The following is a 16373-nucleotide window of genomic DNA, read 5'->3' on the forward strand; positions in this document are numbered from 1 at the left end:
AGTTTGCGCGTGCAAAAAGCGCGGTTATTTTGGTCACAAGTTGTTCGTAGAGCGCGATTTGCAGCTTGTCGGTTGGCGCTCTAAAGTCACGCGGGACTTGGTAACGCAGGCTTTGGATCGGGCCAGGCTGGTGCGGGCGGGTGTCTTGCGTGCAGGCGCTGTCGGCATGCGTTGTGCGCTGCGCCGATCGGGGCAAACGAATTGGGGTTTGGGTAGGTGGATACGATCACGACCGGTACGGGAACGAGCAGAACGGGTGCGCCCCGGACGGCCACGGCGACACCGGTCGATCGCCCGACCGAAGTTCCGCCGGCCGGTGTCTCGCGCAAACTGCTGCTGGCCGGGCTGGCCGCCGCGATGCTGCTGCTGCTTGGCTGGTATGCGCTCGATCGTTGGCTGACGCCGGCCGCCGCCCCATCCGACGACAGCAATGCCCAGACCGTGACCGTGATCGTGCCGGGCCAGGTTACCGTGGCTGGCACCGTGACCGCCAGCGGCGCAATCGCCGCGCGGCGCGATCTGCCCGTCGGCATCGCCGGTGAAGGTGGCCGGGTGGTACAAGTGCTGGTCGATGCCGGAAGCTGGGTGAACAAGGGCCAGGTTCTGGCGGTGGTCGACCGCTCGGTCCAGGCCCAGGAAATCGCCAGTCAGGCTGCAACGGTCGAAGTGCAGGAGGCCAATGCCAGGCTGGCCCAGAGCAAGCTCGATCGCTCGCTCAAGCTGGTCGCCAACGGGTTCATTTCCACCGCCGATATCGAACAACTGGTGGCCACGCGCGATTCCGCCGTGGCCCAGGTGCGCGTTGCGCGCGCCTCGCTCGCGCAATTGCGCGCCAGCGCCGCGCGGCTCGATGTCACCGCGCCCGAGGCCGGTCTGGTGCTGACGCGACAGGTCGAACCGGGCCAGATCGTCAGTTCGGCGAGCGGCACATTGTTCCGTATTGCGCGCGACGGCGAACTCGAAATGCAGGCGCGCCTGTCCGAAAGCAGTCTGGCGCGGATGGCGGTGGGCGATCCCGCCGACGTGATCCCGGTGGGCACCACGCAGCATTTCACCGGGCATATCTGGCAATTGGCCCCGGTGATCGATGCCACCTCGCGCCAGGGCATCGCGCGGATCGCGCTGCCGTTCGACAAGGCGCTGCGGCCGGGGGGCTTTGCCACCGCGACGCTGCGTTCGGGCTCGGTCACCGCGCCGGTGCTGCCGGCTTCGGCGATCCTGTCGGATGCCAACGGCGCCTATGTCTATGTGGTGGGGTCCGGCAACAAAGTCGAACGCCGGGCGGTCGCCACCGGTGAAGTGACGCCTGCCGGTATCGCCGTGACCAAGGGGCTGAGCGGCAACGAACGCGTCGTGCTGCGTGCGGGCGGGTTCCTCAACCCCGGCGACAAAGTCAAACCGGTGTCCGACCACAGCGGCCAGGGCGGTTCCGCCCCGTCCGCACCTTGATTGGACCCAGGCCATGAATTTCCGGAACTTGTCCGCCTGGTCGATCCGCAACCCGGTGGTGCCGATCGTGCTGTTTCTCGGGCTGACCGTGATCGGCGTGTTCTCGTTTCTGACGATGAAAGTGCAAAATCAGCCGGATATCGAATTCCCGGTGGTGATCGTGTCGATCTCGCAGCCCGGCGCCGCGCCGACCGAGATTGAAAACCAGATCACCCAGAAGATCGAATCCAGCCTGCGCTCGATCGCCGGGGTCGATACGCTGACCTCGACCGCCGAAGAAGGCCAGATGACCACCCAGGTCCAGTTCAAGATCGGGCAGGACATCAACGCGGCAGTCAACGAAGTGAAGAACGCGGTCGATCGCGTGCGTGGCGAATTGCCGGAAGGCATTCTCGAACCGCAAGTGTTCAAGGCCGAAACATCATCCGACCCGATCGCCTATTTCGCGGTGTCGGCCGACGACATGACGATGGAACAGTTGTCATGGTTCATCGACGACACGGTGGCCAAGCGGTTGCTGGCGATTCCGGGCATGGCCGAAGTCAAACGGTCGGGCGGGGTCGATCGCGAGATTACCGTCACGCTCGATCCGGCGCGGATGATGGACCAGGGGGTAACCGCCACGCAGATCAACGCGGCGCTGCGCCAGGTCAATATCAACGCCGCCGGTGGCAAGGCCGAAGTTGCCGGATCGCGCCAGGCCGTGCGCGTGCTGGGCAATGCCCACACCGCGTTCGACCTGTCACAGGTCGAGGTCGGGCTGGCGATGGGGCACACCGTGCGACTGGCCGACGTGGCCGATGTGCGCGACGGTTTCAGCGAAGTGACCTCGATCGCCAAGTTCCGTGGCAAGCCGGTGGTGACCTTCAGCATCGCGCGCGCGCGCGGCGAATCCGATGTTTCGGTCTATGACGCCACCGTCGTTGAACTAAACAAGCTGGAAGCCGAACAGGGCCACCGCATCCGTTTCACCAACTTGTTCAATTCGGTCGAATATACCCGCGACCAGTATCACAGCTCGATGTCGGCGATGGTCGAAGGCGCCGTGCTGGCGGTGATCGTGGTGTTCTTTTTCCTGCGCGACTGGCGCTCGACGATCGTGTCGGCGCTGGCCATCCCGCTGTCGTCGATCCCCACATTCTGGGTGATGACGTTGATGGGCTTTACGCTCAACACGATGTCGCTGCTCGCGCTCGGGCTGGTGGCGGGTGTGCTGGTCGATGACGCGATCGTCGAGATCGAGAACATCGTGCGCCATATCCATATGGGCAAGACGCCGTTCCAGGCCGCGATCGATGCCGCCGACGAAATCGGGCTGGCGGTGGTGGCCACCACGTTCTCGATCGTCGCGGTGTTCCTGCCGGTGGCGCTGATGCCGGGGGTGTCGGGGCAGTTCTTCAAGAATTTCGGCATGACCGTGGTCGTTGCGGTGCTGTTTTCGCTGCTGGTGGCGCGGATGATCACGCCGATGGTGGCGGCCTATTTCCTGTCGGCGCAAGGCGAACGCGAACATGGCGGCGGCGCATGGATGGACCGCTATATGGTGGTGCTGCACTGGTCGCTCGACACCAGAAAGGCCGCCGCGCGGCGCGTGGGCATGGTCGCTCGGCGCGCGTCCTGGTGGTATCCGCTGGTACCGGTCGCGATCGGGGTGGCGGCGCTGGTCGGTTTCGGCATGGCGCTGATGGCCATCTATCAGCCGTTGTCGGCGATGACATTGCCCGGCCTGGTGGCACCGCTGGCAGCCTTGGCCGGCGGTCTGCTGGCCGCTGGCGCGATTGTCGTGCTGGGCGGCGTGCTGGCGCGTCTGGGCGGCGGGGCGCAGGCGGTGTGGTTTGACTGGATCGTGCAGCGCGTGCGTGCGCGGCTGGTCGATCACCGCTTGTGGATGATGGGCATCGGTTTTGGTGCGCTGGTGCTGACGGTCGTGCTGATGGCGGCGCTGCCGACCCAGTTCTTTCCCGATACCGATATCAATGAAAGCCAGGTGGTGATCGAAATGGTGCCCGGCACCACGATCCGCCAGACCGAGGCCAAGACCGACCAGGTGCTGGCGTTGATCGAGCGCCAACCCGAAGTGTCGATCGCGCTGGAAGACATCCGCGAGGCCCACGCCGATATCTACATTCAGCTTCATCCCCACACGTTCAACCTGTTTCACCCCGATCACTTGCGCGGTTCGGTGCGGTTTGAGCGCGATCTGACCCCGCAGTTGCAAAAACTGGCCGATGCACGGATCAGCTTTGCCAACCAGAACGGGTCGGGGCCGGGCAGCGGGTCGGGCCGCGCGATCAGCGTGATGTTGTCGGGATCGGACCCCGATCTGCTGCAACACACCGCGCAGACGCTGGTCAACCAGATGAACGGGCTCAAGCAGGTGGTGGCACCGCGGATCAGCGCCGACTTGCGCCGGCCCGAAATTGTCATCACCCCGCATTTCGATCTGGCCGCCTCGCTCGGCGTCACCACCCAGACGCTCAGCCAGGTGATCCGCATCGCGACCCAGGGCGAAATCAACCAGAACAGCGCCAAGTTCTCGCTGTCGGACCGCCAGGTCCCGATCAGGGTTGAACTGCCGGTGCAATCGCGGCGCGATCTGACCACGCTGGAAAACCTGCCGGTGCCCACCGTTACCGGGGATTCGGTGCCCCTGTCGCGCGTGGCGACGATTGCGTTCGGTTCGGGCCCGACCACCATCCAGCGCTATAACCAGAGCCGCCGCGTGTTTGTCGGTGCCGATCTGCCACCGGGCCTGCCCAAGGGCATCGCGATGGATGCGATCAACCGTTTGCCGATCATGCAACATCTGCCCGATGGCGTGTTCAACAAGGCGGCCGGGGAAGACCGCTTTCAGCAGGAGCTGATGCGCAATTTCGCGGCCGCGCTGGGTACCGGGGTATTGCTGGTGTTTTCGGTGCTGGTGCTGCTCTATCACCGGTTCATTTCGCCGCTGGTCAACATGGGTTCGCTGTTTCTGGCGCCGCTGGGCGGATTGCTGCTGCTGGCGGTGACGGGCAACGCGATTTCGCTGCCGGTGTTCATCGGCATGCTGATGCTGTTCGGCATTGTCGCCAAGAACTCGATTCTGCTGATCGACTTTGCGCTGGAAGAAATGGCGGCGGGCAAGACCAAGCACACCGCGATCAGCGAAGCCGGACACAAGCGCGCGCAGCCGATCGTGATGACGACGGTCGCGATGGTCGCCGGGATGGTACCGACCGCGCTGGCGCTGGGCGGCGATGGTGGCTGGCGCAGCCCGATGGGGATCGTGGTAATCGGCGGGTTGACGTTGTCGACGCTGTTGACGCTGCTGATCGTCCCAGCCGGGTTCAGCCTGGCCGACGGGCTGGAAAAGCGGGTCGGCCCATGGCTGGCACGGCGGTTCCTGTCACCTGAAGCGAACACCCCGGTCGCAGCCGCAGACGTCGTGCCCGCCAGCGGGTTGCACGCGGCGGAGTGACGGCCGCCCGGCGCCATCCGGTCGGGCTGTTCCCCGCCGATCCCGGTCGGCGCATGCGGCTGGCGGCGACCGGTCTGCTGGTGGCCATGGCGCTGCTGTTCGTGGTGGCCCGCCACTTGGCGACGCGGGCGCCCGGCTGGGGCTACCTGGTGGCTTTTGCCGAAGCGGCGATGGTCGGTGGTCTGGCCGACTGGTTTGCCGTTACCGCACTGTTCCGGCGTCCGCTTGGCCTGCCGATCCCGCACACCGCGATCATCCCGGTCAACAAGGATCGCATTGCCGACAGCATGGCGGCCTTTCTGCGCGCCAATTTCCTGACTCCGCAAGTGGTGGCGCGGCGGCTGCAACGGCTCGATGTGGCCCGCGTGCTGGGTGATTATCTCGCCCGCCCCGCGCCCGAGGCGGCGCGGATCGGCGATTCGGTGACCAGCCTGCTGGCCGAAGTGTTGACCGCGCTCGATCCCGACAAAGTCGGCCGCCCGGCCAAGGCGCTGCTGCGCACGCAGATCGAACGGATCGATCTGGCCCCGCTGCTGGGCCAGGTGTTGACAGGGATGATCGCCGACGGGCGGCATCGTCCGCTGATCGACAGCGTGTTGCGCCGCGCGGGCGCGCTGCTCGAAGCCAACGAGGCGGCGCTGCGCACGATGATCCATGACCGGGCCAGCACCCTGATGCGCTGGACCCGGCTCGACGACCGGCTGGCCAATGCGCTGCTCGATGCGCTTTACGCGTTGCTGGCCGAAACGCTGGTCGATCCCGTGCATCCCTTGCGGCAGAAAATCGACGAAATGCTGGGCTCGCTGGCCCACGACCTGATCCACGATCAGGCAATGGGGCAACGCGTGGCGCGGATAAAGGCCGAGGCGCTGGCCAACCCGGCGTTTGCCGCCTGGCTCGACGCGCTGTGGGAACGCAGCCGCACCAGCCTGATCGCGCAGTTGCGCGGTGCCTCGGGGATGGGCGGCCTGCGCAAGGGGCTGGCTGGATTTGGCCGCGCGCTGGGTGAAGACCCGGCAACGCGCGCCACGATCAACCGCTTTGCCCGCCGCGCGCTGACCGGGCTGGCCAGCCGCCACGGTGATGGCATCGTGCGGATCGTGTCGGAAACCGTGCGGCGCTGGGATGCCCGCACGGTGACGCGGCGGATCGAAAGCGCGGTCGGGCGCGATCTGCAATTCATCCGTATAAATGGCACCCTGGTCGGCGGACTGGTCGGTTTGGCGTTGCATGGGCTGGAACGGTTGCTCTAGCGGATTGCCATGACCGCACTTGTCCTCACCACCGACCGGCTTGACCTGTGGCGGCCCCAAGCGGCTGATTTGGCGGGCCTTGCCGCAATTCTCGCGCCCGAGGCGGTGCGACGCCATCTGGGCAACCGTCCGACCGGCATGGCTGACGAATTTACGCGGCTGACCCGCAATGCCGGCAGTTGGGCGCTTTATGGCTATGGCAATTTCATCGTGCGCGAACACGGCCAGTCCGATGTGGTGGGTGTCTGCGGCGTGTTCCACACCTGGCGCGGGTTCGACGGCTTTGACGATGTGCCCGAAGTGGGCTGGATCTTTGGCGAGACCGTATGGGGGCGAGGCTATGCGACAGAGGCTGCGCGCGCGGCACTCGACTGGTTCGACCGCGTGCACGGCGCGCGCCGGGTTGTCTGCATGATTGATCCCGACAACCACGCCTCGCTGGCTGTGGCAGGGCGCCTCGGGTTTGTCGCCTATGGCGAACACGCGTTCGAGGGCAGCCCGGTGGTCCTGCTGCAGCGCGGCGGGTGAACGCTCCGGTCAAATAAGACAGGCGCTGTCACAGCGCTGTCGTCGCTCTGTCACGGGTGCGCCCTAACGGCGCGGGGGAAGCCACTCCAGATGGCTTGTTCTCCATACCCCCCAGGGAGCATGACATGACTTTTCCGCACACGCTTCGCGCGTCGCTTTCGCTTGTCGCCTTGATGGCGGCCTCGCACGCAGGTCTGGCCCGCGCCGAAGATGCCGCCCCGGCAGCAGTCGCGCCTGCCGCCGACGTGGCCGACACGATCGTCGTCACGGCCAAGCCGACCCGGTCGGCCACGGCGATCACCGCCGTCGAAATCCAGAAGATCCTGCCCGGTGTTTCACCGCTCAAGGCGATCGAAACGCTGCCCGGTGTGCTTTACATCAGCGCAGACCCCTGGGGTAACAACGAACAGAACGCGCAGATATTCATCCATGGCTTCAACTTCCAGCAATTGGGTTACACCCTCGACGGCCTGCCGCTGGGCGACCAGAACTATGGCAACTACAACGGTCTGTCGCCCCAGCGCGCGGTGATTTCCGAACTGGTCGGCCGCTCGGTGGTGTCGACCGGTGCAGGCGATCTGGGCACCCCGTCGACCAGCAACCTGGGCGGCGCGATTGAAACCTTCACGCTCGACCCCAAGAAATCGCTTGGCATGGACGTGGCGGAGACTGTCGGCAGCTATGGCACGTCGCGGACTTATGCGCGGGTGGATACTGGCGGGATCGGCCCCGACAAGAACACTTACATCACGCTGGCCGCGGTGCGCCAGCGGTCGCGCGCGTGGGACTTTGACGGCATCCAGGGCGGCTGGCAGGCCAATGCCAAGCTGGTGCATGACGACAGCGCGGGCAAGCTGACGGCCTATTTCGACTATTCGCAAAAGACCGAGCCGAACGAGGACGCCACCAGCTATCGCGTGCCCACGACGACTGCGGCGCAGGGCTATACGCCGTATACCCGGCCCTATTTCTATCCCAACTATGGCGCCTATCAGGGCTATCTCGACCAGTACGGCAACACCCCGGCGGCGCAGGGCAGCAACTACAACAACTATTATTCCGATGCGCAGCGCACCGACTATCTCGGCTATCTCAAGTACGAAGCGCACCTGACCGACAAGCTCGACTGGTCGAACCAGGTCTATTTCCATCATGACGACGGCGTCGGCGTGGTGGCGGGCGCGCTCGGCCAGTCGATCACCACGATCCAGGCCTATCTCGATCCCAACTATGCCACTGACACCCATTTTGCCGCCAATGGCAACGGCGTGGGCAATGCCGCGCTTGGCGCCGCGCTGGTCGCCGCGACCGGCGGTTCGGGGATCGTGATCCGCACCACCGAATACCGCATCGATCGCGAAGGCATTGTCTCGGCGCTGCATCTCGACCTTGGAGCACACAAGATCGAAGTGGGCGGCTGGTTCGAACACAACAGCACCACGCAGTTCCGCCGCTGGTATGGCGCCGATGCGGCCGATCCGGCCAGCTTCACCCCTTATATCCGCCCCAGCAATCCGCTGTTCACCCAGTACCAGGGCGAAGCGCGGGTCGAAGACCTGCAATTGCACGTGCAGGACGACTGGCGCGTCAACGACCGCCTGAACATCGAAGCCGGGATCAAGACCAGCGCGCAATGGGCCAATGGCTGGTATCCGGTGCAGCCGATTACCGCATCGCTGTCGGGCCTGTCGGGCGGTCTGCCGCAAGGGCGCATCGACACTTTGCGCTGGTTTCTGCCCGCGTTCGGCGCGAAATACGATCTGACCGAGCACGAACAGGTCTACCTGAACGTGCAGAAGAACTTGCGCCAGTACATGACCTATCTCGGCGGCGCATCGCTGTCGCCGTGGTTCACCGGCAGCCAGGCGGCGTTCAACACCTTTGCCGACGAGGGCAAGCCGGAGGAAAGCTGGACCTATGAAGTGGGTCTGCGCACGCATCGCACGTTCGACAATTCGCCGATCTCGGCGATCGAGGCCCAGGTCAATTACTACCACGTGGTGTTCAACAACCGTCAGTTGGCGATCAACACCAACCCCGGCGGCATCGCCGGCAGCGGGATCACCGGTGGCACCTCGATCCTGGTCAATGTCGGCAGCGTTCACACCGATGGCGTCGACGGCGCGTTGACGCTCCACTTCGGGCCGCACGCCTCGCTGTACAACGCGGTGTCGTGGAACCGTTCGACTTATCAGAGCGACTATCAGCAGACCGCCACGGGCATCGGTGCGGCCACCGGCACCTGCATCGGCGGCTATACCGTGCAGGGTGGCGTGGTCCCGACATGCGGCAAAGTCATCCCCGGCACACCCACCTGGATGAACAAGACCGTTGCCACGTTCAACCTGGGCCCGATCGAAGTACAGGCGATCGGTGACTATGTCGGCAAGCGCTATGCGACGTATGTCAACGACACCAGCGTGCCGTCGTACTTCCTCGCCTCGGCGCGGATCGGGATCAAGCTGCCGGCCGAGGCGCTGCATGTCGCCAAGGCCGACCTCAGCCTCAACGTGACCAACCTGACCAAGGAAACCGGCGTCTCGACGCTGTCGATCGGTTCGGCCACCAACAGCTACTCCGCCTATCCGATTGCCCCGCGCCAGTGGTTCCTGACCTTCGGCGCAGGCTTCTGATCGGTTGACACCGGCGGCCGGGCGGCCTGTTCAGGCCGCCCGGACCTGCTCAGGCGTGGACCTGGGCCTGCCAGGCCTGCATCGCCTGCTGGTACTGGCGCACTTGCGCCCTGTAGGCGGCGCGTTCGTGGCGGATCGTGGCCGCGCGGGCGGCCAGCGCCTGATGATAGGCGCGTAAGTTGGCGGCGTCCTGGTCGAGTTGCGCCTGGGCCAGTGCGGCCTGTTGCGCGTTCAGCGCGGCGCGCGCCTGTTGCGCCGGATCGGCCATTTGGGCGGCCTGCGCGCAAAGCGGGGCGAGGCAAAGGCTGGCGGCCAGCAGGGCCGGGATCGTTTTCATCATGGGTCTCCTGTCTGCATCGCGCACGACATCGCACCGTCCCGCGCGGCCCGAAAGGGCGCGGTACTGGTCTGGAACGGTCCGACTCATGCGATGGACGTTGCGCTATCCGACGGCGACTTTATCCTGCCTGAACGGGCCGCTTGCGGGCTGGGCGAACGCCCGGCAGGCCTGTAAGCGGGCCGGGGCGGCCCATTGCGAGCCGCCAGCGCGCGAGACCATCCCCCGATGACCAATCCGATCCTGGCAACCGACAGCTACAAGCACAGCCATTTCCTGCAATACCCGCCCGAGGCGCGCGCGATCTGCGCCTATGTCGAGGCGCGGGCCAATCCGTTTGCCGACGACGTGCTGTTCTTTGGCCTGCAGACGTATCTGCTCGACGGATTGTCGCGGCCTATTGCCGCTGCCGATATCGAAGAGGCGGCGGCGATCTGCCAGGCCCATGGCGAACCGTTCAACCGCGCGGGCTGGCAGGCGATTGTCGATGATCATGGCGGTTTCCTGCCGCTCGAAATCCGCGCCCTGCCCGAAGGCCTGGTGGTGCCCACCGGGGTGCCGCTGGTCGAAGTGGAAAACACCGATCCGCGCATGGCGTGGCTGACCACATTTGTCGAAACCGCGCTGTTGCGTGCGGTGTGGTATCCCACCACGGTGGCAACGCTGGGCCGCCAGTGCCGCGCGGTGATCCTGGCCGGGCTGGAACGCAGCAGCGACGATCCGCAGGGGCAATTGCCGTTCAAACTGCACGATTTCGGCGCGCGCGGGGTGTCGAGCGGGGAGAGCGCGGCGCTGGGCGGCATGGCGCATCTGGTCAATTTCCGGGGCACCGACACGATGGAGGCGCTGGTTGCCGCGCGGCGGTTCTATGGCGCAGACATGGCGGGCTTTTCGATCCCCGCCGCCGAACACAGCACGATCACCAGTTGGGGCCGCGCCCGCGAGACACAGGCCTATGCCACGCTGTTGCGCGCGTTCGATGGCGAAGGCCGCGTGGTGGCGGTGGTGTCCGACAGCTATGATCTCGATGCCGCATTGTCGGGCATCTGGGGCGGCACCTTGCGCGATGCGGTGTTGGCGCGCGCGGGCATGCTGGTGGTGCGCCCCGACAGCGGCGATCCGGTGGAAACCCCGCTGCGCGCGATCGAGGCGTTGTGGCAGGCGTTTGGCGGCACCACCAATGGCCGGGGGTTCCGCGTGCTCGATCCGCATGTGCGGGTGATCCAGGGCGATGGCATGACGCTGGCGACGATCGCGCGTCTGATCGACCGATTGATCGACGCGGGCTTTGCCATCGACAACATCGCGTTCGGCATGGGCGGGGGCCTGTTGCAACAGGTAAACCGCGACACCTTGCGCTTTGCGATGAAGGCCAATGCCATGCGCGATGATCATGGCGTGTGGCACGATGTCGCCAAGGCACCCGCCACCGACCCGGCCAAGGCAAGCAAGGCCGGGCGGCAGGCGGTGATCCGCCGCGATGGCCGCCTGATCGCGGTGCGCCGCGAAGACGCAGCACCCGGCGCCGATCTGCTGGTGCCGGTGTGGCGCGACGGGACTTTGCTGGTGCGGCACGATTTTGATGCCGTGCGCCAACGGGCAACCACCTGAAAACGGCGCAAGGCCACCCTATATCGAGGGCCCCCCAAACAAAGCCCGCGCGCTTGCGTGTGGGCGCAGCAGACAAATGGAAATGGCATGAAGATCCTGATGGTCCTGACCTCGCACGACACGCTCGGCGATACGGGCAGACAGACCGGCTTCTGGCTCGAAGAATTCGCGGCGCCTTATTACGTGTTTCGCGATGCCGGGGCCGATGTGGTGCTGGCAAGCCGGGCCGGCGGGCAGCCCCCGCTCGATCCCAAAAGCGATGAACCCGACGCGCAGACCGATGCCACGCGCCGGTTTGCCGCCGATCCCGCCGCGCAGGCCGCGCTCGCCCACACCGTTCGGCTCGACAGCGTGGCCGCCGACGGGTTCGATGCGGTGTTCTATCCCGGTGGCCATGGCCCATTGTGGGACCTGGCCGAGCTGCGCACGTCGATTGACCTGATTGCGGCGTTTGTCGCGGCGGGCAAACCCACCGCCTTTGTCTGTCACGGCCCCGGCGTGTTGCGCCATGTCACCAGGACTGATGGTACGCCGTTGGTCCACGGCCGCCGTGTCACCGGTTTCACCAACAGCGAAGAAGCCGCTGTCGGCCTGACCGAGGTGGTGCCGTTTCTGATCGAGGACACCTTCATCGCGCAAGGCGCGCATTATGAGAAGGCCGCCGACTGGGCCCCGCATGTGGTCATCGACGGACAGTTGATCACCGGCCAGAACCCGGCGAGCAGCGAGCCTGCCGCGCAGGCCCTGCTGGCCAGCCTGGGATAAGCCCCCGACCCGGTCGGCGTCAGTCGGCCGGGTTGTATTTGGCCAGAAACGCGTCGAGTTTGTCATACCAGATCTGTGCGGCGGCGGTGGTGGTATAGCCATGGCCGTCGTCGGGGATCGAAACGTATTCATAGGTCTTGCCGGCGGCCTTCAGCGCGTCGACATATAGGCGCGATTGCTTGGGCAGCACGCGCTGGTCCTTTTCGCCGTGCAGCACCAGCACGGGCACTTTCAGCCGGTCGACGGTATAGAGCGGCGACACGGTCTTGAGGTCGAACGTCTTGTCGCCCTGCACGGTCTGTTGCCAGTCGTCGCGCGATTTCCTGTCGTCGTCAAAGTGGTTGGAATATTTCACCTGCCGGGCGATGTCGGACACGCCCGCCAGACTGACCGCGCAGCGATAGCGTTCGGGATTGCGCGTGGCGCCCCACATGGCGGCATAGCCGCCATAGGAAATCCCGACCAGACATGTCCGGGCGGGATCGGCAATGCCCTGCTTGACCAGCCAGTCCATGCCGTCATCGATATCGTCCTGCATCGCCCGGCCCCACTGGCCCTTGCCCTTGTCGCGATAGGCCGTGCCATAAGAGCCCGATCCGCGATATTCGGGCTGCAACACGGCATAGCCACGGTTGGCCAGGAACTGCACGTCATCGTCATAGCCACCGGCGTCGCGCACATCGAACGGCCCGCCATGCGGCATGATGATCAGCGGCAGATGTTTGGGCGCCCGCCCCACCGGCAGCGTCAGATAGGCCGGGATGCTCAGCCCGTCGCGCGCGGTATAGTGCACATAGGCGGGTCGGGCGAGTTGTTCCGGGTGCAGGCGGGCGTAGACGCGCGCCAGGCGTTCCATTTTGCCCGTGGCATCCTGATAGATGTAATAGCTGCCGGGATCATTGGCCGCCCCGACCCAGACCACCCTGATGGCGTGGTTGCGGCTTTCCGACTTGATCCATGCCATGCGCTCGCCCTCGGGATGGCCGGTGTTGACGGCCTTGTCGAGATCGGCCTGGAACGCGGCCATATCCTTGTCCCACCAATGCACGCGCGGCAGGCTGTCGGTGTACCAGGCCGAATCCATCGCCTTGCCATCGGTGGTGGTATAGGCGCCCTCGATATCGTTGGCGGGGGCCTCGAACACCAGATCGCCGCGCTTGTGGGTGGCAAAGTTGAACTTGAAGATCGCCTTCAGGCCGGTCTTTTCGTCGGTGTCGAAAATGAACCCGTCGTCGCTGCCTGTAACGATGCGGATCACGTCGAAATCGGCACTGGTATCCTTGTCGTCGTGGCCTTTGGCGATGGTCTGGAACCGGTCGGTAGCGGTCTTGCGATAGAGCGCGATCCAGTGGTGGTTGTCGGTATGGCCAAAACCATAGCGGACCACGCCATCGTCGTCGGCCGACCAGTCCCAGATATCGTCGTGCGCGGACACGACCTGGGTCGATTTGTTGGTGGTCAGTTCGATGTTCGAAACAGAAGGATAGTCGTAGATCGATTTCTGATAGGACAGCAGGATGTGCTTGCCTTCGGGATCGACCCACAAGACATCATCGCCCATCAGGCCTTCGTCGGTTTGCCCGATCAGTTTGCTCTTGTGGGTTGTCAGGTCATAGGCGATCAGGCGCGTGGCATAAGCTTCATCACCTTCCCATGGCACGGTCTTGCCAAGGCCGATCAGGATCATGGAATTGCCTGCCCAGCGATACCAGTTGGTGTCGATATCCTTGGTTTCGGCCAGGACAAAGGGCTTGTCCTTGCCCTCGAGATCGAACACCACCACCTTTTCCGCCCCGGCGACCATCGCCCGCGCCACGATGTGCGTGCCGTCGGGCGACAATTTCAGATCGGCCATCTCTGCGCGCGCCGCAAAATCGGCGGTGGGGATACGCGGCGGGATTGCAGCGCCGGTCTGGGGCGCCGCCGCTGTGTCGGCCCATGCCGTTTGCCCAAGCCCGGCCAAGGCCAGCACCATGCCCGCAAGTGATCCCCGCATTGTTCCCCCAAACCCCGGCGGGTGGCGCCGACCGCCCCCGTCCCGCTTGCAAATATTCACGCGATTTGCGTGACTTGCAAGACAGTATGGCACGATAAATGCGCCATTTTCGCGTCACTGCGGTGCAGATTTTCGGCAGATCTGCCGCATTCGGCCTATTGCCCGCGCAATTATATCTTAAGTTATGAGGCGGCATGAAATAGGCTGCAATTACATCGTCCCCGTTTGATTGGTCATCCCGCTGATCACTGTCCTCACATGTCTCGGCACACGCCACAATCCCTGGCTGGTCCTGTTGGCCGCGGCGATCTGCTGTGTCGGTGCGGGGGCCACGATGCAATTGCTGGCCCGCTCGGCGCGGGCACCCTGGCCGCTTGGCCTGGTGTGGGTGTTGCTGACCGCGACCGTCGCCGGGGCCTCGGTGTGGTGCACGCATTTCGTGGCGATCCTGGCCTATCAGGCAGGCGCGCCCGTCACGTATGATCCGGCGCTGACCATGGCGTCGCTGCTGATTGTGATTGGCGGCTGCTTTGGCGGTTTTGCGCTGTTTGTGCGCGCGCGTGGCGGCGCATGGCCCGCCGTGGCGGGGTGTGTGATCGGGCTGACGATCAGTGCGATGCACTATGTCGGCATGCTGGCCTTTCGCATCGGCGGTGTGGTGCGCTGGCGGCCGGATTTGGTTGTCGCGTCGGTCCTGCTGGCGGTTGGGCTGTCGGCGCTGGCGCTCGCGGCCGCCCGGTCGCAACTTGGCACGCGGCTGGCCGGATTTGCACCCGCGCTGTTCGTGGCGGCGATCGTCTCGCTCCATTTCACCGGCATGGCAGCGCTGCAGGTCATCCCGCTGACCGCCTGGTCGCCCGGTGCCGAAGATGCACGCGCGGCGCTGGCGCTGGCCACCGCGCTGATGGGCGGCATGATCATCGCCGCAGGGATATTCGCCCATGCGCTCGACACTATCACCAGCCTGGATGCCTCGGCACGGATCGATGCCTTTGCCTCGATCTGCGACCAGACCGGGCTGCCCCGACGCCCGCTGTTTGAAAAACAGCTCGCCTTGCTGCTGAACAACCCCAAGCCTGGTCAACGTTATCTGATTGTGACCACAAAATTGTGCCATTTGAATGATATAACTGATATTTATGGCGATGAAGCTGGCGATTTCGCGATACGTCTGACTGCCGACCGGATCGATCGGGCACGGCAACCGGGCTTTTTTGTCGCCAGAACCGGGCGATCGGAATTTTCCGCCATCGGCCCGATTGGCGACCATGAGGATATCCGATCGCGGGCACATCTGTGGCGGTCGATGCTGGCCGCGCCGATGGTCTTCGGCGAGCACGAGATATTCCTTGATCCGCGTCTGGGTGTGGCCTGCTTCTCCCCTGACGGCAGCAGCGCCGAAAACGTGGTGCAGCATTCGCGACTGGCGCTGTCACGTGCGCGCAAAAGCCCGCTGGAGCCGGTCTGCGTCTATGATGAAACGTTCGATGCGCTGGCTGAGCGTCATCATGTGCTGGCGGACAATCTGTTGGCAGCGCTCGATAACGGCGAATTCGAAGTCTATTATCAGCCGCAAGTGTGGATCGCCGATCGTTCGGTGATCGGGTACGAGGCGCTGCTGCGCTGGAACCATCCGCGCTTCGGGCTGATTTCGCCGAACGAATTCATTCCCCTGGCGGAACAGACCGGGGCAATCGTCGACATCGGGGCGTGGGTGCTGCGATCGGCCTGCCGTGAGGCGAGCGGTTGGCCGGATGACCAGCGCGTGGCGGTCAACCTGTCGCCCTTGCAATTGCGGCAACCCGATCTGCCCGAACAGATCCTCGATGCATTGGTCAGCGGCGGCCTGTCGCCGGGGCGGCTGGAAATCGAATTGACCGAATCGCTGCTGATCGATGACCGCGTCAGTGCGATCAGCATTCTGGGCCGGATCCGCGCACTGGGGGTCAAACTTGCGCTCGACGATTTCGGCACGGGCTATTCATCGATGGACGTGCTGCGGCATGTCAGTTTCGACAAGATCAAGCTCGACCGCAGCTTTGTCCAGGATATCGAAACCAACCCGCAATCGCTGGCGATCCTGCACGCGATGCTGGAACTGGGGCGGAGCCTCGCCATTCCGATCCTGGTCGAAGGGGTCGAAACAGAACGCCAGATGGCCATTCTGCAAGCCGAAGGCTGCCGCAAGGTGCAGGGCTATCTGACCGGCAAACCTGCCCCGGCCAGCGCCATCGCGGCCGATCGCACGGTCGCCATCGGTTTGTTCAGGCACGCGGGCTGATCGGGCAGAGGAAACGACAAGGGCCGGAAAGGTCTCCCTTTCCGGCCCCGTTGTCTGTGC

At 64.7% G+C, this 16373-nt stretch carries 10 protein-coding genes; 8 read left to right on the plus strand and 2 right to left on the minus strand.

Annotation, left to right across the window (positions count from 1 at the left end; translation table 11 throughout):
• Positions 1 to 216: 216 nt before the first annotated feature.
• The 5 genes from AQZ49_RS13500 to AQZ49_RS13520 all read left to right on the plus strand — a co-directional run bounded on the left by AQZ49_RS13500 (position 217) and on the right by AQZ49_RS13520 (position 9323).
• A complete protein-coding gene (locus AQZ49_RS13500) occupies positions 217 to 1449 on the plus strand; it encodes an efflux RND transporter periplasmic adaptor subunit (RefSeq protein ID WP_067616483.1) in 1233 nt (410 codons plus the stop codon).
• A 13-nt stretch (positions 1450 to 1462) separates the two neighbouring features.
• Positions 1463 to 4909 (plus strand): efflux RND transporter permease subunit, encoded by a 3447-nt coding sequence (locus tag AQZ49_RS13505; RefSeq protein WP_067616485.1) that lies wholly within the window; start codon positions 1463 to 1465, stop codon positions 4907 to 4909.
• 53 nt (positions 4910 to 4962) lie between these two features.
• Complete coding sequence (locus tag AQZ49_RS13510; RefSeq protein ID WP_197411042.1) at positions 4963 to 6162, plus strand: DUF445 domain-containing protein; 1200 nt, start codon at positions 4963 to 4965, stop codon at positions 6160 to 6162.
• A 9-nt stretch (positions 6163 to 6171) separates the two neighbouring features.
• Complete coding sequence (locus AQZ49_RS13515) at positions 6172 to 6690, plus strand: GNAT family N-acetyltransferase (RefSeq protein ID WP_067616486.1); 519 nt, start codon at positions 6172 to 6174, stop codon at positions 6688 to 6690.
• A 125-nt stretch (positions 6691 to 6815) separates the two neighbouring features.
• A complete protein-coding gene (locus AQZ49_RS13520; RefSeq protein WP_067616488.1) occupies positions 6816 to 9323 on the plus strand; it encodes a TonB-dependent receptor in 2508 nt (835 codons plus the stop codon).
• Between the two features lie 49 nt (positions 9324 to 9372).
• Here AQZ49_RS13520 and AQZ49_RS13525 read toward each other — a convergent pair whose 3' ends face one another.
• Positions 9373 to 9663, minus strand: coding sequence for a hypothetical protein (locus AQZ49_RS13525; RefSeq protein WP_197411034.1), 291 nt, complete (start codon positions 9661 to 9663; stop codon positions 9373 to 9375).
• A gap of 225 nt (positions 9664 to 9888) precedes the next feature.
• On the opposite strand from AQZ49_RS13525, the gene AQZ49_RS13530 reads away from it, so the two are divergent.
• Together AQZ49_RS13530 and AQZ49_RS13535 are read left to right on the plus strand one after the other, a co-directional pair.
• Positions 9889 to 11271, plus strand: coding sequence for a nicotinate phosphoribosyltransferase (locus AQZ49_RS13530; RefSeq protein ID WP_067616491.1), 1383 nt, complete (start codon positions 9889 to 9891; stop codon positions 11269 to 11271).
• 87 nt (positions 11272 to 11358) lie between these two features.
• Positions 11359 to 12036, plus strand: a complete 678-nt coding sequence (locus AQZ49_RS13535) for a type 1 glutamine amidotransferase domain-containing protein (RefSeq protein ID WP_067616493.1) — start codon at positions 11359 to 11361, stop codon at positions 12034 to 12036.
• Between the two features lie 19 nt (positions 12037 to 12055).
• Here the strand turns inward: AQZ49_RS13535 and AQZ49_RS13540 are convergent, their stop codons facing one another.
• Positions 12056 to 14032, minus strand: a complete 1977-nt coding sequence (locus AQZ49_RS13540) for an alpha/beta hydrolase family protein (RefSeq protein WP_082701773.1) — start codon at positions 14030 to 14032, stop codon at positions 12056 to 12058.
• A gap of 295 nt (positions 14033 to 14327) precedes the next feature.
• On the opposite strand from AQZ49_RS13540, the gene AQZ49_RS13545 reads away from it, so the two are divergent.
• Positions 14328 to 16313: a putative bifunctional diguanylate cyclase/phosphodiesterase gene (locus AQZ49_RS13545; RefSeq protein WP_231739227.1), complete on the plus strand. Its 1986-nt coding sequence runs from the start codon at positions 14328 to 14330 to the stop codon at positions 16311 to 16313.
• Positions 16314 to 16373 lie beyond the last annotated feature (60 nt).

The sequence above is a fragment of the Novosphingobium sp. FSW06-99 genome, assembly GCF_001519065.1.
GTDB lineage: Bacteria > Pseudomonadota > Alphaproteobacteria > Sphingomonadales > Sphingomonadaceae > Novosphingobium.